Source organism: Shewanella sp. LZH-2 (assembly GCF_016859145.1).
Taxonomy (GTDB): Bacteria; Pseudomonadota; Gammaproteobacteria; order Enterobacterales; family Shewanellaceae; genus Shewanella; species Shewanella xiamenensis.
The window spans coordinates 3024377-3044172 of record NZ_CP069350.1; the positions used below are offsets into that span (position 1 = coordinate 3024377).

General features: G+C 44.6%; 21 protein-coding genes. 8 read left to right on the forward strand and 13 right to left on the reverse strand.

Annotated elements, in window-relative coordinates; translation table 11 throughout:
• Positions 1-38: 38 nt before the first annotated feature.
• The 4 genes from JM642_RS13410 to JM642_RS13425 form a co-directional block, all read right to left on the reverse strand.
• Positions 39-1967 carry an HD domain-containing phosphohydrolase gene (locus tag JM642_RS13410; RefSeq protein WP_203431962.1) on the reverse strand — a complete coding sequence of 643 codons (1929 nt, stop codon included), beginning with the start codon at positions 1965-1967 and terminating at the stop codon, positions 39-41.
• Positions 1968-2156: 189 nt separating this feature from the next.
• A complete protein-coding gene (gene purU / locus JM642_RS13415; protein WP_037416965.1) occupies positions 2157-2972 on the reverse strand; it encodes a formyltetrahydrofolate deformylase in 816 nt (271 codons plus the stop codon).
• Positions 2973-3185: 213 nt separating this feature from the next.
• Positions 3186-4667: a PTS transporter subunit EIIC gene (locus tag JM642_RS13420; protein ID WP_088585828.1), complete on the reverse strand. Its 1482-nt coding sequence runs from the start codon at positions 4665-4667 to the stop codon at positions 3186-3188.
• Complete coding sequence (locus tag JM642_RS13425) at positions 4619-5083, reverse strand: flavodoxin (protein ID WP_047534629.1); 465 nt, start codon at positions 5081-5083, stop codon at positions 4619-4621. The genes JM642_RS13420 and JM642_RS13425 overlap by 49 nt, the downstream gene beginning before the upstream one ends.
• A gap of 127 nt (positions 5084-5210) precedes the next feature.
• Between JM642_RS13425 and JM642_RS13430 the strand changes: the two genes are divergently transcribed.
• Positions 5211-5384, forward strand: a complete 174-nt coding sequence (locus JM642_RS13430; protein ID WP_203431963.1) for a hypothetical protein — start codon at positions 5211-5213, stop codon at positions 5382-5384.
• 88 nt (positions 5385-5472) lie between these two features.
• Here JM642_RS13430 and truC read toward each other — a convergent pair whose 3' ends face one another.
• A complete protein-coding gene (truC, locus tag JM642_RS13435) occupies positions 5473-6309 on the reverse strand; it encodes a tRNA pseudouridine(65) synthase TruC (RefSeq protein ID WP_069454608.1) in 837 nt (278 codons plus the stop codon).
• Positions 6296-6616, reverse strand: coding sequence for a YqcC family protein (locus JM642_RS13440; RefSeq protein WP_203431964.1), 321 nt, complete (start codon positions 6614-6616; stop codon positions 6296-6298). The genes truC and JM642_RS13440 overlap by 14 nt, the downstream gene beginning before the upstream one ends.
• 147 nt (positions 6617-6763) lie before the next feature.
• Here JM642_RS13440 and JM642_RS13445 point away from each other — a divergent pair, with 147 nt between their 5' ends.
• Both JM642_RS13445 and JM642_RS13450 read left to right on the forward strand, forming a co-directional pair.
• On the forward strand, positions 6764-7777 hold the full coding sequence (locus JM642_RS13445; protein ID WP_037416706.1) for a DUF3549 family protein: 1014 nt from the start codon (positions 6764-6766) through the stop codon (positions 7775-7777).
• The gene (locus JM642_RS13450; protein ID WP_099457812.1) at positions 7774-8160 is read left to right on the forward strand and encodes a DUF3301 domain-containing protein; all 387 of its coding nucleotides are present in this window, start codon (positions 7774-7776) and stop codon (positions 8158-8160) included. The genes JM642_RS13445 and JM642_RS13450 overlap by 4 nt, the downstream gene beginning before the upstream one ends.
• 1831 nt (positions 8161-9991) lie before the next feature.
• Here the strand turns inward: JM642_RS13450 and JM642_RS13455 are convergent.
• Together JM642_RS13455 and JM642_RS13460 are read right to left on the reverse strand one after the other, a co-directional pair.
• Complete coding sequence (locus tag JM642_RS13455; protein ID WP_037416696.1) at positions 9992-10297, reverse strand: DUF962 domain-containing protein; 306 nt, start codon at positions 10295-10297, stop codon at positions 9992-9994.
• Positions 10290-10928, reverse strand: coding sequence for a GNAT family N-acetyltransferase (locus JM642_RS13460; protein WP_037416694.1), 639 nt, complete (start codon positions 10926-10928; stop codon positions 10290-10292). The genes JM642_RS13455 and JM642_RS13460 overlap by 8 nt, the downstream gene beginning before the upstream one ends.
• Before the next feature lie 145 nt (positions 10929-11073).
• Between JM642_RS13460 and JM642_RS13465 the strand changes: the two genes are divergently transcribed.
• On the forward strand, positions 11074-11307 hold the full coding sequence (locus JM642_RS13465; protein WP_037416690.1) for a DUF2789 domain-containing protein: 234 nt from the start codon (positions 11074-11076) through the stop codon (positions 11305-11307).
• A 39-nt stretch (positions 11308-11346) separates the two neighbouring features.
• Here JM642_RS13465 and JM642_RS13470 read toward each other — a convergent pair whose 3' ends face one another.
• A complete protein-coding gene (locus JM642_RS13470) occupies positions 11347-11745 on the reverse strand; it encodes a DUF3192 domain-containing protein (protein WP_047534614.1) in 399 nt (132 codons plus the stop codon).
• 147 nt (positions 11746-11892) lie between these two features.
• On the opposite strand from JM642_RS13470, the gene JM642_RS13475 reads away from it, so the two are divergent.
• Together JM642_RS13475 and JM642_RS13480 are read left to right on the forward strand one after the other, a co-directional pair.
• Entirely contained in the window at positions 11893-12276 is a 384-nt protein-coding gene (locus JM642_RS13475; RefSeq protein WP_069454604.1) for a hypothetical protein, read from the forward strand.
• A complete protein-coding gene (locus tag JM642_RS13480) occupies positions 12276-13049 on the forward strand; it encodes a Zn-ribbon-containing protein (protein WP_037416681.1) in 774 nt (257 codons plus the stop codon). The genes JM642_RS13475 and JM642_RS13480 overlap by 1 nt, the downstream gene beginning before the upstream one ends.
• An 85-nt stretch (positions 13050-13134) precedes the next feature.
• On the opposite strand, the gene syd is transcribed toward JM642_RS13480, so the two are convergent.
• Positions 13135-13785, reverse strand: a complete 651-nt coding sequence (gene syd / locus JM642_RS13485; RefSeq protein ID WP_203431965.1) for a SecY-interacting protein — start codon at positions 13783-13785, stop codon at positions 13135-13137.
• Between the two features lie 59 nt (positions 13786-13844).
• Here syd and queF point away from each other — a divergent pair, with 59 nt between their 5' ends.
• A complete protein-coding gene (gene queF, locus JM642_RS13490) occupies positions 13845-14705 on the forward strand; it encodes an NADPH-dependent 7-cyano-7-deazaguanine reductase QueF (RefSeq protein ID WP_203431966.1) in 861 nt (286 codons plus the stop codon).
• A 47-nt stretch (positions 14706-14752) separates the two neighbouring features.
• On the opposite strand, the gene JM642_RS13495 is transcribed toward queF, so the two are convergent.
• Positions 14753-15697, reverse strand: coding sequence for a LysR family transcriptional regulator (locus JM642_RS13495; protein WP_047537009.1), 945 nt, complete (start codon positions 15695-15697; stop codon positions 14753-14755).
• 122 nt (positions 15698-15819) lie between these two features.
• Between JM642_RS13495 and JM642_RS13500 the strand changes: the two genes are divergently transcribed.
• Positions 15820-17811 (forward strand): alkyl sulfatase dimerization domain-containing protein, encoded by a 1992-nt coding sequence (locus JM642_RS13500; RefSeq protein ID WP_203433814.1) that lies wholly within the window; start codon positions 15820-15822, stop codon positions 17809-17811.
• 64 nt (positions 17812-17875) lie between these two features.
• Here the strand turns inward: JM642_RS13500 and JM642_RS13505 are convergent, their stop codons facing one another.
• Positions 17876-18451, reverse strand: coding sequence for a hypothetical protein (locus JM642_RS13505; protein ID WP_239000445.1), 576 nt, complete (start codon positions 18449-18451; stop codon positions 17876-17878).
• A 120-nt stretch (positions 18452-18571) separates the two neighbouring features.
• Positions 18572-19510, reverse strand: a complete 939-nt coding sequence (locus JM642_RS13510; protein ID WP_203431967.1) for a 4'-phosphopantetheinyl transferase superfamily protein — start codon at positions 19508-19510, stop codon at positions 18572-18574.
• Positions 19511-19796: the final 286 nt, after the last annotated feature.

Sequence of the window (19796 nt, forward strand, 5' to 3'; positions counted from 1 at the left end):
AAGCAGCCTGCTTGGCATTTTTTATCTACTGAGTTCCGTTAAATTAAACGCTCGACATCCTGGCGTAACTTATTCGCCATCGCTATTGCACGCCAGCCGATTACGCCTATTGCATGTTGCGCCTTATTCACAACCACCAAAAACTCAGAGTCAGACTCATTAAGTTGCTGCAGCGCATCTTCTGAAGTCGCCACATCACTAATTAAAGGAACAGAATGCTCCATGATTTGATGAGCTTTTTTACGCAAAAAAGCCCTATCCTGCTCTCGCTCGGCTGCACTACCTATGAGGGGGCTGAGCCAGTAGTCCAATAATCTTTGGGTGATAACGCCAATGAGGTGATGTTCTTCATCCTGTACAACAGCCACCTTAGCATGGGCGTGAGCAAGTAGTCGTTTAATGTCGGCTAACTCATGGTCCAAAGTGACTGTCACTACAGGGTCTAGCGCGGCAGAACCGATATGATCGCTAATACTAATTTCACGGTTAATAAGTACCTCTAAACAGGTTTCAACTATATCAGGATCAAATAAGGTCCCTTTACCCGCCCGAAGCACTTCTGTCATCTTCGCCAATCCCAATGAAGGACGATAGGGTCGGTGTGATAGGATTGAATCAGCAACATCGGCAACGGCAATAATTTTAGCCTCATAGAGAATCGCTTTATCCTTTAATCCCAAGGGATAACCCGATCCATCAAGCCGCTCATGATGCTGTAATATCATTTGTTTAATCGGCCAGGGAAATTCGACATCCTCTACAATTTCCGCTCCATGTTGTGGATGAGTTTGAATTAAGGCGTATTCTTCTTTGGATAATTTTGAAGGTTTAGTCAAAATCTGTGATGGTATTGCAAGCTTTCCTATGTCATGCACCAGTGCACCAATTTTTAGCCCCTCTAAACGCTGCGGCTCAAGCCCGAGCTTTTCACCTATCAGGTAGCTTAATTGGGCCACCGACTTTTGATGCCCAGCGGTATAGGCATCCTTAAGTTCTAATGCCTCGGAAATGGCGCTGATAAGCTGGGTTAACGATTGGGATAATTGCTCCTTTTGCGCCTTAATAATTTTCGACTGCCGCGATACTGCCCGCAAACTGCGGGGAAGCTCAATCGAATGCCATAAAATACTCGCAAAAATGAGCAATGAGCGGGCATCTTGACGACTGTAGGGGTCACTTCGTCCAACGACGCAAATAATTCCCATCAACCGATTTCGAAATAAAATGGGCACCGCTAAATAGCGTTCCTCAAGCAGTAATTTATCGAATACTCCCTGAGCATTCGCGGGCCTACCTAGGCTATTTTTAATGATAGGCTTAAAGTTTTGAGCGCATTCAAGCCAGACAAGACTTTCAGTTTCAGGAGCTTGAGTCTCTTCTTCGACAATTTCTGGAAGGTCAATCTTAGATTGAGGATATTGGGTTCTGGCCGCCAAGCTAAGCAATTTCGATTTTTCGTTATGTAGAAGAATAAACCCATACCGACTACTGCTGAGTGCGACAGATTTGGCTACCGCAACCCGGAAAACATCCTCAGGTGAAGACCTAATCACTTCTTCAATATGCTGCAACCAAACATCGCTCGCTTGGATTACACGGCGATAATCTACGTGCAATTCTTTAATTTTGGGATCTTTAAAATTTATCTCAGATAAGATCAAGTACCATCCATTTTCAGGAACTGCATGCAAAGCGAAATGTACATTTGCGCCATTATTGTCCTGTAACTGGAAGCCTATATAGCCACCGCTACTATGCTCAATATCTGCACATAAATCAGTATCAAAAGCACTGAATAACTGGCAAATAGGTTTATTAATGATTTGCGCTGCTGAGCGGTTACAGCGCTCATAAAAGGCTTGGCTCATTTTTTGAACACGAAACTCTTTATCAAGTTGTGCCCAAGACAAATGCAAACCATCGGGGAGATCCATCGTTCCGACAATTAGACCGCGATTTGTTGACATCCAACCTCCATCCTTGATTAAAAATAGGAATGTAGACTCAAAAACTCATAGGACATAAACAAAGTAAAAATCCTATTAAACATAAGGATAGCAAAGCGAATATAAGCCGCAGACTAAAACTGAAACATAAGATCCCCATCACGGTATGCGCAGGAGTATGTTGGGGATACTCAAATCAAATTTTACACCCTAAAACACTATGGTTTTATTGCCGTAAACCACCACTTGCTCATTTAACACTAATTGCAGCGCCTTGCTGAGAACACTTTTTTCAACGTCTCGCCCCGCTTTGGCCATTTCGAGTGCGCTGTAACTATGATCAACGGGGATCACATCCTGTTTGATAATCGGCCCTTCATCGAGGCAGTTGTTCACAAAATGCGCCGTCGCACCGATAATTTTAACCCCACGTTCCCAGGCTTGGCGGTAAGGAGCTGCACCAATAAAGGCTGGTAAGAAAGAGTGATGGATATTGATGATACGGTTTGGATATTCGGCAACAAAATCCGGCGTCAGCACCCGCATATATTTGGCAAGCACCAGATAGTCTGGCGCGTATTGCGACACCGCGGCCAATAACGCCTGCTCATGTTGAATCCTGTCTAGTCCTTCATGACTGACGAGATGAAAAGGAATATCAAACTTTTCAACAAGTTCTTTAAGTACATCGTGGTTGCCCACTACGGCGGCAATCTCAACATTTAAACCGCCATAATACGCTTTCATCAAGAGGTCGCCGAGACAATGCGCTTCTTTAGTGACTAATATAACAATGCGTTTCTTACCCGCACTCACTAAGGTCATATGATTTGGAACGGGTAATACTTGACGCAGATCCTGCAATAATTGCTCGCTGTTAAAGTGCCCCTCAAGCTCAGTGCGCATAAAAAATCTTCCCTGCGCATTATCCACAAATTCACTGTTTTTGATGATGTTAAGCTGATGGTTAAAGCAAACACTGGTGATTTTGGCGATAAGCCCTTGGGCATCGGCGCAATCTGTCATCAGGATTTTACGTGCTAAGGCGGGTTGTGCGTTGGATACTACATGCTGTGACTGCAAAATCTGATCTCCTCTATGGTCCCTCACCTGAGTGTGCCATAGCCAATCCACTGATACAGCATGAAAAGCTAACTTTTTGTGTTAAAAAGTGAATTTATTGTGAGTTAACTTTATTAAACACAATAAATCAGTGATTAATTTTAATAAGCTGCAATGCTAACGCCGTGTATCTAAATAACGCTGCAACACTTTACGCAGAGTTTCAGCCTTAGTGCCATAGACCACTTGCACACCTTTCCCCATCACAATCACTCCCTTTGCACCTAGCTGACTGAGTCGAACTTTATTAACTAACTCAGGGCTATGCACACTCAAACGTAATCGCGTTAAACAGGCATTGAGTTCAACGATGTTATCGCGACCACCTAATGCCGCAATAATTGCTCTTAAGCTCTCTTTGGAGCGATTAGCGTCATAGGATTCAAGCCGCCCTGGCGTTTTTAAATTAAATGCCAGAATACTTCCCCTAAACAAAATGTAATAAATCACCGCCGTAAGCGGCCCCAAGACTGCAAACCATCCCGTATTGCGGGACAGGGAAAATAGCAAAGTGAAGTCAACCAGTCCGTGGGAAAATACAATACTATGGTGAATATCAAGCATAATGCAGACAGAGTAAGCCAAGCCCGCCAGCATGACATGGATAAGAAACAAGATAGGCGCCACAAACATAAAGGCAAACTCAATTGGCTCAGTCACACCTGTTAACCAACTGGCTGCCGCTGCGGAAAGCATAATACCCGCCACACGATTTCGCTCCGAGGCATCAGCGCAGCGCCAAATGGCCAGCGCCGCTGCTGGTAATCCCCACATTTTAATCAGGTAGCCCCCCGCTAAATTCCCTGCTTGCGGATCACCCGCTAAATAACGCGCCACTTCACCGCGTACCACTTCGGCGTCCTGCAACTGATATTGGCCAACTTCTAAATAAAATGGTGCATTCCAAATATGATGTAGCCCTAAGGGAATGAGTAAACGCTCAAGCGCACCATAAACACCAAACGCAATTGCAGGCTTTTGGTAAACAGCCCAATCAGAGACTCGCTCAATCAATAAGGAGATTGATGGCCATACATGGGCGAGTACATAACCTAACCCCATAGCCAACGGAATGATCAATAAAGAGGCGCTACGCCGCCCTTCGAAAAAGGAAAAAATCGCTGGCAGGCGAATATATTGGCTCCAACGCACAGCAAAGCAAGTCACGCCGCCAATCAGCATGCCGCCAGCAATCCCAGTATCTAAGGTATCCATGCCAAGAACTAACTGAGTTGGCAATTGGTATAGGTCAGCTAAAGCAGCCAAGGTTGCTGTCAACACGCCATAGCCAAACACCGCGGTAAATGCAGCAATCCCTTGATCTCGACAAAAACCAATCGCCACTGCCACCGCAAACAAAATCGGCATAATCGCGAAGATCAGCTTACCCACAGCCAGCATTAATACATTAAGTACTTCAGGCATAAAGGGGATTGGGCTTACCGTCAACCCCAGCATAACCCCAGCCGCGGGTAAAATGGCAATAGGGATTAACAGCGCTTGGCTTAAGCGCTGAGCAAATTTAAACCACTGCTGAGTGACCAAATGGCCTAAGCGGCGCGCTCGGATTTGACGATTTGGTTCCAGCTTTGCAGCCATTTTATCGCTTCGACCTCAGGTTCCATGGTTTCACAGGCGTCAATATCGAGACGCTCCACAACGGCTTTTGCGCCTAATTCACTCAGCAATGCATCCACTGACTTGCCTGCACCACAAAAGGTATCGTAACTTGAATCTCCCAGCGCAATAACACTGTATTTCAGCTCTGGCAAATAGGGAGCTGTTGTTTGGAGATGATAAAACCAAGGCTGGATATCATCGGGTAAATCCCCCTGCCCGGTGGTTGAGGTGACAACCACTAACAGCTCATCTTGTGGTGGTGTAAATTGGCTAATTTCATTCGGTTGCCACAATCTGGCTTCATAACCAAGTTCTGTCAGCGCTTTTTCTAAGGTTTCGGCGGTAAATTGTGCGCTACCATACACAGTGCCAAAGATCAGATTAACTTTTTTCATGATATACTCCGTCCCACATGCGTAAACGCAACTCAGCTGAAGTTACTTTATTGTTATGCTTTAGGGCAAGCAGCAAGGTAAAATTTTATAAATTAAATCAAGTTATTGAGCATGAGGAACTAAACTGATGCGACAGAGCAATAGGCAAAAACACCTCAAGCACCAACATAAAAGCACTCAAATTAGACGTAAACATTACTTTCATGCCGCACAGCAAAACCTGCAAACGCCACTTAAGCCCACCACGGGATTTTCAAGCTTAGTCGCCTTAATGCAAGAACTAAAGCTAGCGAGTAGCTAAGCTGTTAACATCAGGGCCAACAGCAAGTAAACAGACCACACTATCTTAGTCACGCAAATAAACACGTGGCGACCTAATACATTTCAGCTTAACCCGCAATCAATATGCTCGGTGTGGAAGATAATGCGCTGTCATCCCAACCAAGGCGAGCAAAAACGGTTTCCCATTCAGGCTCAAGCTCTGTTTCAATGCTTAAGCGCTCATGGGTTATCGGGTGAGTGAAGGTTAATTTTTTCGCAATCAGCCATAGTCGATTGATGTCAAAATGGGTTCTAAAAAATGCATTTTGCTTACCATCACCATGGGTGGTATCACCAATAATCGGATGACGTAAGTGCGCCATATGGCGTCTTAGTTGATGCTTGCGCCCCGTTTTAGGACTCAGTTTAACTAAAGCAAATCGACTCGTTGCATAACGTCCTGACGGATAGGGGATTTCAGCATTGAGTAGCGGTTCATATTGAGTCACCGCTTCTTGGGCTGCTTTATCTTGATTTGAGAACTTATCCGCCACTTCATCCAATTCCACCTTGAGCGCATAATCCAATACACCACTCTCATGCATATTGCCACGCACCAACGCCAGATACTGTTTTTCGATACTATGGTCGGCAAATTGTTCGCAAAGCGCGTTAGCCACTTCACTATTTTTGGCAAATAACAACACGCCAGAGGTCGGTCTATCTAAACGATGTACCGGAAACACATGACACCCCACCAGATCGCGTGTTAATTGCATCGCAAAAAAACGTTCACGGCGTGCCAAATAACTGCGATGCACCAGCAATCCCGCAGGTTTGTGGATAGCAACGAGATGCTCGTCTTGATATAAAATGTGCAGTTCAGGCGCGGCTTCTACATCATCACTATCGGTATTCAATTGCTTACTCTCTGGCATATCTAACCAGATATCATCTTGGTTCATTTAACAATATATCCAATTCATTTAAGACACCGATTAAGGGTGCTAATGTCGCCTGCTCAGACCACACATGTTCAGCCATAGGCGCAATGGCAATTTGGCGAGGCAAGGGTTGACCAGCATCGATCAATGCTTGCATTCGCGGGATAAAGATAAACTGTAACCATTGTTCAAACGGCATAAGATCGCAGGCAAACGGCGCAGTACTGGCCATCGCTTTATCACTTGGCGCATTGGCCGACCAAAGTCCAACACCTTGGAGCTCGTGAATAATTTGGGCTAATTTTATTTGAGTTTGGCTGTAAAGCATCAATGTGACGTCCTTTAGCTCGCTGTCATTAGAAGATAACGCTCAGCGACAGGGGGCGATAAAAGTGTAGCAATCATACCATCGTGAACAACTTCCCCCTATAATGTCGCCAATTTATTGAGCCTTTTTGATTGATATAGCAGCCAAATGACTGAAATTACTACGCTTAGCCAATTTTTAACGACAGCCAAAACCCAATTCCAAGTCTATGAACTGGGTCGAAGGGTACAGCACATCGACATGTTGGCCTTCCATCAAATCGAATCTCTAGCCACACCTTATCCCTACCCCATTCAAGGCCATGCACAGTTTGCCATTGTTTTTTGGAATGAAAGCCAGCAGCATTTTATTTGGTTCCTCAAGCTTCCTTTAGATGAGCAAGGCCTGCTCTCGCCTGCACCCCGTTCACAATTTATTGAAATGGTGCTCACGGCACTGGGACAAGATCCAACTCAGCCATTAACCGATGAACAGCAGGATCGCCTCGCCAATAATCCATTTAGTTTTAAACCTAGCCAAGAGAAACTAGCGTTATTCAACGCCTTAGTGCGTAAGCAATTAGGGTTAAAGGCATCAATCCAATATGAATTTGCCATGCAATACTTATCAGGCCAAATTGCTCCGAGTGAATGGCAACATATTGGCCTGCAAGGTTTGAGCGATGTTTGTGTCCGTCTCAATGAATTAGATCATGAGCAACATATCCTTGCCAGTTTTGACCATGCCGCCATTGAAGTACAAATCGCTCTATGCCAGTGCCTCGAACATCTACAGTTGACTGAGGCTATTGCGGAGAAGATCTTTAGTAAGTTCATCAAGGCACCTAATGAGTACCAATCCTATTACATGCGAGCATTAGCATCACAGTCTGAATTAAGCCAACAAGCCTTAGCCCACTTACAGCATACAGACCAGCTTGATGCAAACGCCCTCATCAGTATTGCAGGTCGAAATTGGTCGATACTAAAGCAAGAGCTGAGTCGCAGTATTTACTTAGAAGCACTTGCACTTCAGCCGCAAGCCTTTTTTAATCAGGTCTTTGCTGATATTGTGGCTATTCCTAATTTACGCAATCACTTACTGCGTGAATTACGAAATCCCAATCGTAGTGTTCAACTATCACAAGCCATTGGTGGCTTGTTTAAGGCTGCAAGTAAATGATGTCAGATCTTCTGTTAATTATTGCGCTGATTGTCGTTGCCGCTTTCTTTTGGCAACTTCGTCAAATGGCAGAATTAAGCCGTATTTTTGCTGAAAAAGAATGCTGTAGACAAAAAGTACAACTATTAGCGATCGCAATGGAAACCGCTCGTCCTAGCCTTGGCGGCACTACCGGGATCTGTTGGAAGGCAAAGTATCTCTTCGAGTTCAGCACAGATGGTATAAATCAATATCGTGGTCATATATGGATGCTAGGTAAAAAAATTCAAAAGATTGAATGGCCTATATTCCCAGAACCCGAATGGCAAGAAGCACCTACGGCGAAAGGTAAATTTGGTGGCTGTGGGAGCCAAAGTAGTTGTAGCTCGGGCAAGTGTCATTAAGTCACTGCCGTTGACCTTTGAGCTGAATTGATAACGCCAAGCCATATTGATAACACTCAGCCATAGCTCGGTTCAATATCTGCATCATCTGTATGAATACCAAAAAGAAAGGGCGTGATCCTAAGATCACGCCCTTCTGTTCTTTGTTAAGCTATCCCGCTATTTTCGTGCTCCCTGCACCATCCATGCGTCAACTTGCATCCTGCATCATCCCTGTTCAATCCTTGATATCTCCCTGTACTCAAGTACATCCCTATCTCTTGGCGTTCCTTTTACCAAGCTTGCTCTTTCCTGAGCGGTTCCAGCATCATCCATGAAATAGGTTAAGTTGCTTCCTTTCTGCTGCACTCCTTGTGCCATCGCAATCCTGTGCAACTAGGCTATCTATCCGTGATAGTCTATCCTTCCGTGGTTCGTAACGCTTTCATCCTGAAAGTCTTTCCTTACCATTCCGTGAGTGTTAATCCGTTAAACACTGTCCGGCCATCCTGACCGCTAACATCCTGTTGTCTCTCGCTCCCTCTGCAAATGAATCTTAGGATAGTCATGATGAAATTTGCGCTAGTTAAAATAAAAAGATAAACCGCAATAATAACGACATGATTAAAAGCAAAACCTAACACACTGATTAAACTATATTTGATGGAATATGACGGTTTTTATCAGTCAAAAAACTTACAAATTACTTACATACTTGTGAGACATATCTCACAAAGAAACTGGCAATTTTAATCCTCTCAACTAATTTAGTTTGCTTGCCAATAAAGACTCAGAACCAACCAAGCCGTAAATCGCCGCATAAAGGAGCAATAATCGACAATCCCTTTTATCCCACTACCGTTAAAATTATAAAAATGGACATTTTGACACAGAATTATGAACAGCCTCTAAGCGACGCCAAGTTCCATATACTTTGGTTAGTATCAACCACTAGAACCAAGCAACTCAAAAGTATCATTGCGCATTGTTATCAATGCATAAGCGGGTTGATATTACAATCTTGATGAGCTGTGAACTGGGTGATTGGACGGATTTGCAATTCAATATTTATAAAATGACTGGATACAAGCTGCAGCTTCAAAAGACAAAAAAGAAAAGGGCGCACTGTGTACGCCCCATTTATTCACTGTAAGCCATCCTGCTTATTTGTGCTCCCTGCACCATCCATGCGTTTATGTGCATCCTACAGCATCCCTGTATCCCTAATCCTCCCTGTGTTATGGCTTAACCATAACACTCAATCCTTTGACCCGGAAATCCTATTCCGGCACCAGTCACATCCTATGACTCATTCCATAATGCATCCTGCTCAATGCCTTCCATAGACGAGTACAAGCTGTTCACCCTTATACTTATCCCTTAACTCGATACATCCTGCACCGAGTACATGCTTAATCCTTAAGCTTGTCCTTTATCATCCTGAAACCTGTCGTCCTAACAAGTATTATATCCTGTATCATCCTTGACAAAGCTATCCTGCTTTTCCTTAGCCTATCCTTGGTTTATGACAGTTTTCCTACCGCCAGAGGTTCAAATCCAAGAACCTAAATTAGTTGCTTCTTGCGTCCGTTTTGCCCGTATTGCAATCCGTGCTATCCATGTGTTTTGGCGACAAATAAATTCTACGTGAATTCTGTCTTTGTTGTTCCCCCATAAGAACAACAACCCGGGAAAATCTCATTCAACCAGCAAAGCGGAATTTATAACAAATTGAAATTAAATAACTTTTAAAACTACAGATTATAAAACAATCAACAAGAAAACATATTGTCTTACAGGCTTTGTAAGCGATCTCTCACACGCTTGTCAGCTTCTTACCGGAATATCAGATTCAATACTTTACTTTTCCCAAAAGAATTTGGACAAACATCACCCAATCCCCCATCAAGCTGTACAAAGGATATTGAAAGGTCGCAGGTCGATTACGCTCAAAGACAAAATGACCAACCCAAGCAAATCCATATCCCACAAGCGGGATCAGCATCAACAACCACCATGCGGCAGTGATAAATGCAGCCCCTAATAAAAACAATACCAGAATACTTCCAATAAAATGTAGCCGCCGACAACGACTGTCTTGATGCTGGGAGAGATAGAAAGGATAAAACTCAGCGAAAGAGCGATAACGTTTATTCATCTTGTTGGCCTGTATAAAAAAGTAATTGCCCAGCCACACCACCAATAGTCAATTCACCCAAGAAAACAAAATCATGTTGTTTAAATAAATGCATATGAGCTTCCTGCGAGGTGAATACCCCAATACCTTCAAGATTTGGCTGCTCATCGCACCAACTCACTACCGCTTGAACAAGTTGATGGCCCAGCCCTTTACCTTGCTCGTTTGGCGCTAAGGCAATAAATTGCAAAATCCCACAACGCTGGCTGGGTAACAGTTCCAAAATAATCGATTCCTTTTTCATCATAGCTTGGGTCGATTGCCACCCCGTACCCAGCAACATTTTGAGCCGCCAGTGCCAATAGCGACCTTCTCCGAGTGGCACTTCTTGGGTGACAACGCAAGCAACCCCCACTAAATGAGCACCATCGAAGAGTCCGATTAAGGCCTGCTTTTGTTGCCATAGAGTATTGAGTTCTTCGCGAATTGCGGCGCGTAATTTTTGTTCGTAGGCAAATTTATCCGCGGTGGATAACGCATTAATGAAAAAGGGATCATCATGATACGCATTGTAGATAATTGAAGCGGCCAAGCGTAAATCTTCTGCGGTGAGATAAACGGCACGATACTCATCCAAGGTTTTATTGTCCATTGTTAGAATTCCTTGATTTAGATCACACTCTTATGAGTCTTTATCAATGTATCAAGGAAACCAAAAAGTGCAAATTTTAATCATCGATTGCATTTCCTAAAGAGATGCATAACCTAGATAAAAAGCTAACCAAGGGAGAGATCGAATGGATACTACGCCAATTGATTTAAGCCATCTATTTGAACAACTGGGATTAGAGAGCCAACCCAATGCTATTGCGCAATTTATTGCGACTCACAAGCTGGCAGCACAAATACACTTAACTGAAGCGCCTTTTTGGACACAAGCGCAAAAGAGTTTTCTCACCGAAGCGTTAGAGGCTGATGCACAATGGACCGAACTGATTGAGCAGCTTGATGCTCAGTTAAGAAAGCCCTAATTTTTTAGGGCTTTCAAGTATATTTTGGGGCAGTTGGGGTTAAATCTTTTGATACGCAGTGTCGCCCCAACCGACTAAAACATGGTTACTCAACACTACAGGCGTACATTCATCCTTAGTGGTTTTACCATCGCTATGGGAGTGCTGAGTGCGATAAAAGAGGACCAACACTTCTTTGTCTGCTTGTCCTGCGCTTTGTTGTAAATAGGACTCGCTAAAGTCTGCTGCTCCCATTAGCGTCATCACTTGGTCTTTGCTCATGCCAAGGCTGAGCTTAGTCAGATTAGTGCGGTTTTTATCCTGTGTTTTTTCCCAAGATTCGCTGCTATCCCACTTAGATTCACCATCGCCGACATTGACCACACAACCGCTAAGACCTAAGCTTGCTAACCCTAAAAACGTGACCGCGATGAGTTTGCGATTAATATTTGCGTTCATATTATGACTTCCTGTGTACTTGTTATAAAAATTGTTAAAAAGCAAAATCAATGCCAAACAGCAATACATTGATTTATAAAAACTAAAATAACCACATCACAGTAAGTTAGTGAAAAACACGATATACATTAAGGAATTTCACTTATTATGAGTCCCATTGACCAAGTGTTAGCAGCAGCCTGCGCACTCGAAGCCAGCGGTAAAACACCAAGCCTTGCCCTGATAAAAAGCCGTGTCGGTAACAAAATCCCTATGCCGATATTAATCCAAGGATTACAGCAATTTAAATCGGTACCTAAAGCCGAGCGGGAACGTTTAGCGGCCCAATCACAGCCCGTGATTGAAGAAACACATACCGCCGAAGCTTCACCACTCACTGTCGCCACATTGGCGCAACAGTTAGCCCAGTTGCAACAAGGCATTGAACAGGCCCTCGCGTTAAAAAACAACGAGATCATGCAACTCAGAAATGAACTTATCGAGCTGAAACAACGTGTCAGTCAACTCGAATCCCAAGGAAAATCCGCTTAATGTTTGTCACCGAATTGCGCTTTGAATGCTTTGCCGATACCACCATCAGTGCGGCAGAACGTGCCATCAATCAATTGCTCGAAGCCTATCGTGCTAATGGCCAAATCCTCGGCCGCGAATTTGCCGTAGCCTTTAATGAGGGCGAATTTCGAGTACGCCTACTCACGCCGGAAAAAAACAGTTTGGCCCATCGTTACCATAGCCCTTGGGTGAAAAAAGCGCTGGCGGAATTAACCGAGGCTAAACTACTGGCGCCACGTGAAAAGTTTATCGGTCAGGATATTAATTCTGAGGTCAGTAACACTGAGCCGCCCAGCTGGCAGCTGCTCTACACTAGCTATGTGCATATGTGTTCCCCCCTGCGTAGTGGTGATAACTTATTACCTATTCCGCTGTATCAAATCCCTGCGACCTTTAATGGCGATCATAAGCGAGTTATCCGCTGGCAAACCGAGTGGCAAGCCTGTGATGAGTTACAAATGGCGGCCGCCACTAAGGCAGAATTTGCAGCGCTAGAAGAATTATCGAGTCCAAACAGTGATTTATTTAGACGAGGTTGGGATTTACGCGGCCGAATCGAATACCTTACTAAAATTCCCACTTACTATTATTTGTATCGCGTCGGGGGGCAGGATCTGCAATCTGAGCTGGCACGCCCCTGCCCGCGTTGTGGCAGTCACGACTGGAAACTCGATGAGCCATTATTGGATATGTTTCACTTTCGCTGCGAACCTTGCCGCATAGTGTCTAACTTGTCTTGGGATCATCAATAGCCTTGCCTTATTAAAGCCTAAACTCGACAGGCTAGATATGCATGTCGAGTTTACTATGTTTAGGCCTTGCTGCATTTCAACGCGCTTAACGCTTACCAATCAGGTTGTGCCACATACGTTTAAAGCTGGCAAAAATCCCAGGATGCTCGAGCGCCGGCATAGGCAATTCTTCATGTTTCACGGGTGGCGCGATACGTGGCGATAACGCCTCAATAAACGCCGCTAAACTCGGCGCCAATTGGGTAGAGGGAAGCTCGCCGGGGATTTCCACCCATACACTACCATCGGCATTATCCACCGTTAGCATCTTATCGCCTTCATCAAGCAAACCAATAAACCAGGTGGGTGGTTGCTTAAGTTTTTGCTTCATCATCAAGTGACCAATGATATTTTGCTGCAACGCGTCAAAATCCACCTCGTTCCATACCTGTAGTAATTCTCCTGTGCCCCATGGTGAATCAAATAGCACGGGCGCCGCAAAATACTCACCATAGAAGTAATTGATATCAGACCATAATTTAAGTTCAAGTGCATGCTCAACATTCGCAAAGCTGCCTACTTGTTCACGTTTAACAGGTAACCAGCTCACCGCCTCATCGGATGATTCATCAAACTCTCCTTGAATGCACAAAGATGGCTCACTTCGCGGGTAATATCGCGGTAATTCGCCTAAAGTTGATAGGTAAGACTGATGATAGTTTTGCAAAAATTTATCGAGAGCAGGCAGACAAGACACTTAAGCACAATCCAATTTCGGGTATAATGTGCGCCTATTTTGACATGGAAACAGTATTGATGACACAGAATCACGATCCCTATAGTGATGCAAAAGAACTTGCGAGCTTAACTTTAGGTAAAGCTACTGATTACCAAGCCGAGTATGATGCATCGCTGCTGCAAGGGGTTCCTCGCTCACTTAACCGTAACGCTATCAACCTGACTGCGGAGAGTTTACCTTTCCACGGAGCCGATATCTGGACGGCCTATGAGCTGTCTTGGCTAAATGCAAAGGGTAAACCTATGGTGGCTATCGCCGACATTCAGCTAAGTCATGCAAGCCAAAATCTGATCGAGTCAAAATCCTTCAAACTGTATTTAAACAGTTTTAATCAAACCAAATTCGACAATCTCGATGCGGTGCAAAAAACCTTAGTTAAAGATCTAAGTGAATGTGCCCAAGGCGATGTTAACGTTAAGATTATTGAGCCTAAAAGTTTTGGAATTCAACGTGTCGTCGAACTGCCAGGCACTTGCATTGACGATCTGGATATTGAAGTCAGTGATTATGATTTTAATCCTGATTATCTTGAAAGCAGCACAGATGAAAAACAGATTGTCGCTGAGACACTCAATTCTAATCTATTGAAATCAAACTGCTTAATTACCTCTCAACCCGATTGGGGCAGTGTGATGATCCGTTATCAAGGGCCAAAAATCGATCGCGAAAAATTACTGCGCTATTTGATTTCGTTCCGCCAACATAATGAGTTTCACGAACAGTGTGTCGAGCGAATTTTTGTCGACCTAAAACATTACTGTCACTGTGCTAAGTTAACTGTATACGCCCGCTACACCCGTCGTGGCGGCTTAGACATTAACCCCTACCGCAGTGACTTTGAGCATCCGGGTGAAAGCCACAGGTTAGCCAGACAGTAATAGATACCTTCTTACAACAATAAGATAAACACGCAAAAAGCGCTGATTCACTCGCTACGAGCCTGAACCAGCGCTTTTTCATTTGTTGTCATGGTACTGGCACTGAGTAATAAGCTTCGTAACCATTGATGACTCGGGTTTTGGGTATATTTACTGCTCCACACCATATATAAATCAATTGGTCTTGTTTTTAGTGGCATAGGTAGTATTTGTAGGCCAAACATTTCAGCGTATTGACTGGCATAACGTAAAGGGGCAATACCTATCGCCTCACTTTTACCTACGGTTGCAAACATACTTAATAGAGAGGACTGTTCACTGTACATCCTGCGCCTTGGTAACACGCCTTCAGTAAACAAATCCCCCGCCGTCAAATTAAAACGCCGCAAATTTAAAAATACGTGTTTCTCCTCAAAATACTGTTGATGAGTAATGGCTCCATGAATACGAGGATGCTGCTTACTGGCAATACAGACTAAACTTTCAGTAAAGAGTAATTTACTTGAGAGTAAAGTTTGCTGTGCGGGTTTAATATCGATCGCCACCGCAACCCGCTCAAGCAAGATATCGCGATATAACTCAGCCTCCTGTGGCGGCGACTCACGAAAAATCACTTCGATATCCGCATCCAACAATAAAGCTTGCACACCTGCTTGCAGCGTTTCAATAACCGACTCATTGGCATATACATAAAAGCGCCGCTGGCTTGAGCGGGGATCAAAATGCTCAAACCCAAGTAATACGGTTTCGATATCGGCCATGGGTTGCTCAAACTTGCGATACATCTCTCGAGCTACTGCGGTTGGTTCAATTCCACGCCCAACCCGAGTAAACAGCGACTCTCCTACCCATGATCTCAATCGGCCAATGGCATTACTCACGGAAGACTGAGTTAAATCTAACTCCTGCGCCGCTTGGGTAAACGAACGTGTACGATAAACCACCATAAACACACGTAATAAGTTTAAATCTAACGGCTTTTGTGTCGGCATAGGGGAAACACTCATTCACAAGATAAATATTACAACCCAAGCTAACTCGAGTTATCTAAATATACAAGCTGGCTATACTCAAACCATCAACGACACAATCCCACTTATTGGTAGGTAAAATGATGCAAAAATCTTTGATGACAATCAGTATTCTCGCCAGCTTCTCCTTAAGCGCAGTCGCCGCTGAACACGAGCATGAGCACATCAGCCTGCACTATCAAGGCAAGCCTGCTACCAAACAAACCATAGAGGTAAACAAGGCCACAGCAGCCACCCTTAACTTTGCCGATAAAAAAGCCTTTGAAGCGTTTTCGAAGAATCTTATCGCCGAACTCGATGAACCTACTGCAGCGATTTTACGGGCCGATTTCAGCTTTATTGGCGATAAAACTCCTGACACAGTTAACCCGTCACTGTATCGTCAGGCCCAGTTGAATATGGTGTCTAACGGCTTATACAAGGTCACCGACGGCATCTATCAAGTGCGCGGCACCGACTTAGCCAACTTAACCCTTATCCGCGGTAAAACAGGCTGGATCCTGTATGACGTATTGCTCACCAAAGAGTCCGCCAAGCAATCCCTTGAATTTGCACTAAAACACTTACCAGAGGGCAATGATTTACCTGTGGTCGCAATGATTTATTCCCACAGCCATGGAGATCATTTTGGCGGTTCCCGCGCCATTAAAGACATGTTTCCAAACGTCAAAGTCTATGGTTCCCATAACATCACCAAAGAAATTGTTGACGAAAACGTCCTCGCAGGAAATGCCATGAGTCGCCGCGCCGCCTATCAATACGGCGCCACATTAGAGCGCAATGAACAAGGCATTGTCGATGCCGCACTTGCCAAAGGCTTATCCAAAGGCGAAGTCACCTATGTAAAACCCGATATCACCCTTAACAGCAAAGATAAATGGGAAACGCTAACTATCGATGGTATCGAAATGGTGTTTATGGATGCCTCGGGCACAGAAGCTGCGTCGGAAATGGCCACCTATATTCCCGCAATGAAGGCTCTATGGACGGCTGAACTCACCTACCATGGCATGCACAACATTTACACCTTACGTGGGGCAAAAGTACGGGATGCCATCAAATGGTCTAAAAATATCAATGCGTTGCTAACACGCTTTGGTGATGATGCGCAGGTACTGTTTGAAGCCCACTCCGCGCCCGTGTTTGGTAATACGGATGTCAACGCCTACTTAAGAATGCAAAGGGATAACTATGGCCTAGTCCATAATCAAACCCTGCGATTAGCCAATAATGGGGTGGGTATTCAAGATATTGGCGATGCGATTCAAACCACTATCCCTAAAGCCGTGCGCGATACTTGGTACACCAATGGTTACCACGGCACCTACAGCCACAATGCTAAAGCCGTGTACAACATGTACCTCGGCTATTTCGATATGAATCCGGCCAACTTAAACCCATTACCCACAAAGGATGAATCCGCCAAATTTGTTGAGTATATGGGCGGCGCTAACGCCGTGCTTAAACATGCCAAAACCGACTATGCCCAAGGCGAATACCGCTTTGTGGCCACCGCACTCAATAAAGTGGTGATGGCAGAACCTAATAACACAGAAGCCAGACAATTACTTGCCGATACCTATGAACAACTGGGTTATCAAGCCGAAGGCGCTGGCTGGCGCAATATTTATCTGACGGGTGCCCAAGAGTTACGCGCAGGAGTCCAGCCCGGTGCACCTAAATCAGCCTCAGCTGATATTTTAGGTGAAATGGATATCTCAACCCTGTTTGACTTTCTCGCCGTCAAAGTCGATAGCATCAAGGCTGCAGAGCTTGGGCTGTTAAGGCTTAATGTGATTAATCCTGACACTAAAGAAACGCTCTATGTAGAGCTAAGCAATGGTAATTTAAGCAATATTCAAGTTGATAAGCCGATGGAGGCTGATACCAATCTTTATATTGATAAGCGTTATATTACCGGTATTTTACTCGGTAAAACGACCCTTAAAGACTTGCTGGCTAACGGCAGTGCCAAACTGGAAGGCGATAAAACCGCTTTCGGTAAAATTATGTCAACCTTAGTCCAGTTCGATGCCAACTTTGAAATTGTCCCACTACCGCCGATTACCAAGTAGATAATTCAACGCCCTGAATATTCAGGGCGTTTTTATAGGATGAGGATGTGAAATTCACACAAGATTAGTTTGTAGAAGTCGTTGCAGCAGGAGTAGCTTTACACTCCAGTAATAACTGCTGAAAATGCGCGCCTAAATCCTGCTGGGCAAATTGCTCACTCGCCAGTGCCATTTGTTTAAGGCTTTGCATCGCTTGATCTAATCCTTGCTGCTCAATAAGGCTTTTCGCATAGGCCGCGGCATCGGCGCCCTTTTGCAGCAAGCTTGCCACTTGCTCAAAACTCACCTCTTGTTCCATTAGCTTCTGTAGGTCGCCGAGTAATTCTGCCACCTTGGCCGACTCCACTAAGGCGCCTTCGACATTGACTAACTTACCTAAGGGATCTTGCATCAGTTTCTCTGTCACGCAGGCCGACACTGTGCCCGCCGCCGCACTTTGAGCCACAACATCGAGTCCGCGACTGCGAATTTGCTCAACCACTTGCTGTAATTGAGGGTCTTGTGCAAGCCATGCTTGCTCTAATTGTTGTTTTTCATCGCCACCAAAATAACCGCAGCCACTGAGTAGCACCACAGCAGTTGTCGATAAAAGACCAGCAGGTGAAAAGCACGCACGTAAAAAGCAATTCCGTTTTGTCATAAAAACCCTTGTGAGTTAATGCTATGACATGACTATAACCAGCTATGTTTAATCCAAGATGAATGACTCTGTCATATCAAAGCAGCAACCTGCAAACTGAGCAATAGGAGTAAATAAGCCTTAGTCAGCCAAACTAACCGCTAACAACGATTTGATGCTGGCAAGCGTCATCGAAATCTGCACATTCGGTAACGCGTTAGAATAGATGAGACTCAAGCCAAAACGGTATTCATCATTTAGTCGGCCAAAGTAACTTTGCACGTGCAAGTTTTCTGGCTGCGGATGCGCAGAATCGGGCAGAGGTTCAGTGACCAGCTTAATCTCGCAATACAATTTAAGCTGGCTAGGTAACGCAAAGGGTTCTCGCCTTTTAAGTTCAACCCATTCATGGCGAAGCGCGATTTGGTTTGAATGGGTCTGGACAAGTGCATCGGGCATCAACTCAAAGGCAAAGGATTTTAACGACTGCGCTAAGCCTAAACCTGTTGCCTTAATATAGGACTCCTTCAGCGCCCAGAGATCAAAAAATCGCTGCCGCTGCGCCGCCTCGCCCTCAAGAGCTAATAAGGCCTCAGCTTCAATCGGGGAGAAATAATGATTAAGGATCGGGTAAATACTGGTGTTGCCTCGAGAGCGCTCAATATCCACCCCCAAACCTAAACGAGGCAGCACTGTTTTAGCGGCTTCGCCCGTGTCATCATCTTGTGCCAAGGCAATCAATAACCAGTCACCACTGTGGCTTAAGTTAAACTCCATGCCAGTACACAGAAACTGCTCATGGCTGAGGCCGGGTTTGCCCTTTTCACCGTATTCAAAACACCAGTCCTGCGGCGCAATCAGTCGTTGGGAGGAGTAAGGTGAAGATTCACCGCGAGATTGCAGTCCTTGGGATAAGACGCAGCGCAGCGCCGCTCGCACCAATAAGCCATTCATTTGCGCCTTGGGCGCAAGGTAACGCGCCACTTTTGCGCGCTCGTCCTCACTCAACAGCGCCATACAACGGCTCACCATTTCAGCATCCATCTCGGCTAATGGTATAAAAAAAAGCTCAATCTTCATTAAGTTATCTCAATAACACCTGAGTTTAACGGCAGCCCTATTCTACTCAGTTCTGCTCGGCTGACGAACAATATCTGAACCTTACCAATAACCAACTGAATTTTAAAAACTATTTTTGATGAAATCGCATTTAGCTGCTTTGTTCGAAAACAATTTGATCATTAAAAAACCATTTCAAGTCCCATATGATTGTATCGAGCAAAAACCTAGGGTAATCTGCATCACCACTGTGTACTGTAAAACACCCAAAAACACGGGTTTTAAGCCTCTTTTAAGCATGAGTGTT

Coding starts and splice junctions, on each gene's coding strand:
- JM642_RS13445 (WP_037416706.1), top strand. CDS start 6,764: ATGACTGAAATTACTACGCTTAGCCAATTTTTAACGACAGCCAAAACC.
- purU (WP_037416965.1), bottom strand. CDS start 2,972: ATGACAGATTGCGCCGATGCCCAAGGGCTTATCGCCAAAATCACCAGT.
- JM642_RS13460 (WP_037416694.1), bottom strand. CDS start 10,928: ATGGACAATAAAACCTTGGATGAGTATCGTGCCGTTTATCTCACCGCA.
- JM642_RS13505 (WP_239000445.1), bottom strand. CDS start 18,451: ATGACAAAACGGAATTGCTTTTTACGTGCGTGCTTTTCACCTGCTGGT.
- JM642_RS13510 (WP_203431967.1), bottom strand. CDS start 19,510: ATGAAGATTGAGCTTTTTTTTATACCATTAGCCGAGATGGATGCTGAA.
- JM642_RS13440 (WP_203431964.1), bottom strand. CDS start 6,616: ATGCTTTACAGCCAAACTCAAATAAAATTAGCCCAAATTATTCACGAG.
- JM642_RS13470 (WP_047534614.1), bottom strand. CDS start 11,745: ATGAACGCAAATATTAATCGCAAACTCATCGCGGTCACGTTTTTAGGG.
- JM642_RS13430 (WP_203431963.1), top strand. CDS start 5,211: ATGCGACAGAGCAATAGGCAAAAACACCTCAAGCACCAACATAAAAGC.
- truC (WP_069454608.1), bottom strand. CDS start 6,309: ATGAACCAAGATGATATCTGGTTAGATATGCCAGAGAGTAAGCAATTG.
- JM642_RS13495 (WP_047537009.1), bottom strand. CDS start 15,697: ATGCCGACACAAAAGCCGTTAGATTTAAACTTATTACGTGTGTTTATG.
- JM642_RS13500 (WP_203433814.1), top strand. CDS start 15,820: ATGCAAAAATCTTTGATGACAATCAGTATTCTCGCCAGCTTCTCCTTA.
- JM642_RS13475 (WP_069454604.1), top strand. CDS start 11,893: ATGAGTCCCATTGACCAAGTGTTAGCAGCAGCCTGCGCACTCGAAGCC.
- JM642_RS13420 (WP_088585828.1), bottom strand. CDS start 4,667: ATGGCTGCAAAGCTGGAACCAAATCGTCAAATCCGAGCGCGCCGCTTA.
- JM642_RS13410 (WP_203431962.1), bottom strand. CDS start 1,967: ATGTCAACAAATCGCGGTCTAATTGTCGGAACGATGGATCTCCCCGAT.
- JM642_RS13425 (WP_047534629.1), bottom strand. CDS start 5,083: ATGAAAAAAGTTAATCTGATCTTTGGCACTGTGTATGGTAGCGCACAA.
- JM642_RS13455 (WP_037416696.1), bottom strand. CDS start 10,297: ATGAATAAACGTTATCGCTCTTTCGCTGAGTTTTATCCTTTCTATCTC.
- JM642_RS13450 (WP_099457812.1), top strand. CDS start 7,774: ATGATGTCAGATCTTCTGTTAATTATTGCGCTGATTGTCGTTGCCGCT.
- JM642_RS13480 (WP_037416681.1), top strand. CDS start 12,276: ATGTTTGTCACCGAATTGCGCTTTGAATGCTTTGCCGATACCACCATC.
- JM642_RS13465 (WP_037416690.1), top strand. CDS start 11,074: ATGGATACTACGCCAATTGATTTAAGCCATCTATTTGAACAACTGGGA.
- queF (WP_203431966.1), top strand. CDS start 13,845: ATGACACAGAATCACGATCCCTATAGTGATGCAAAAGAACTTGCGAGC.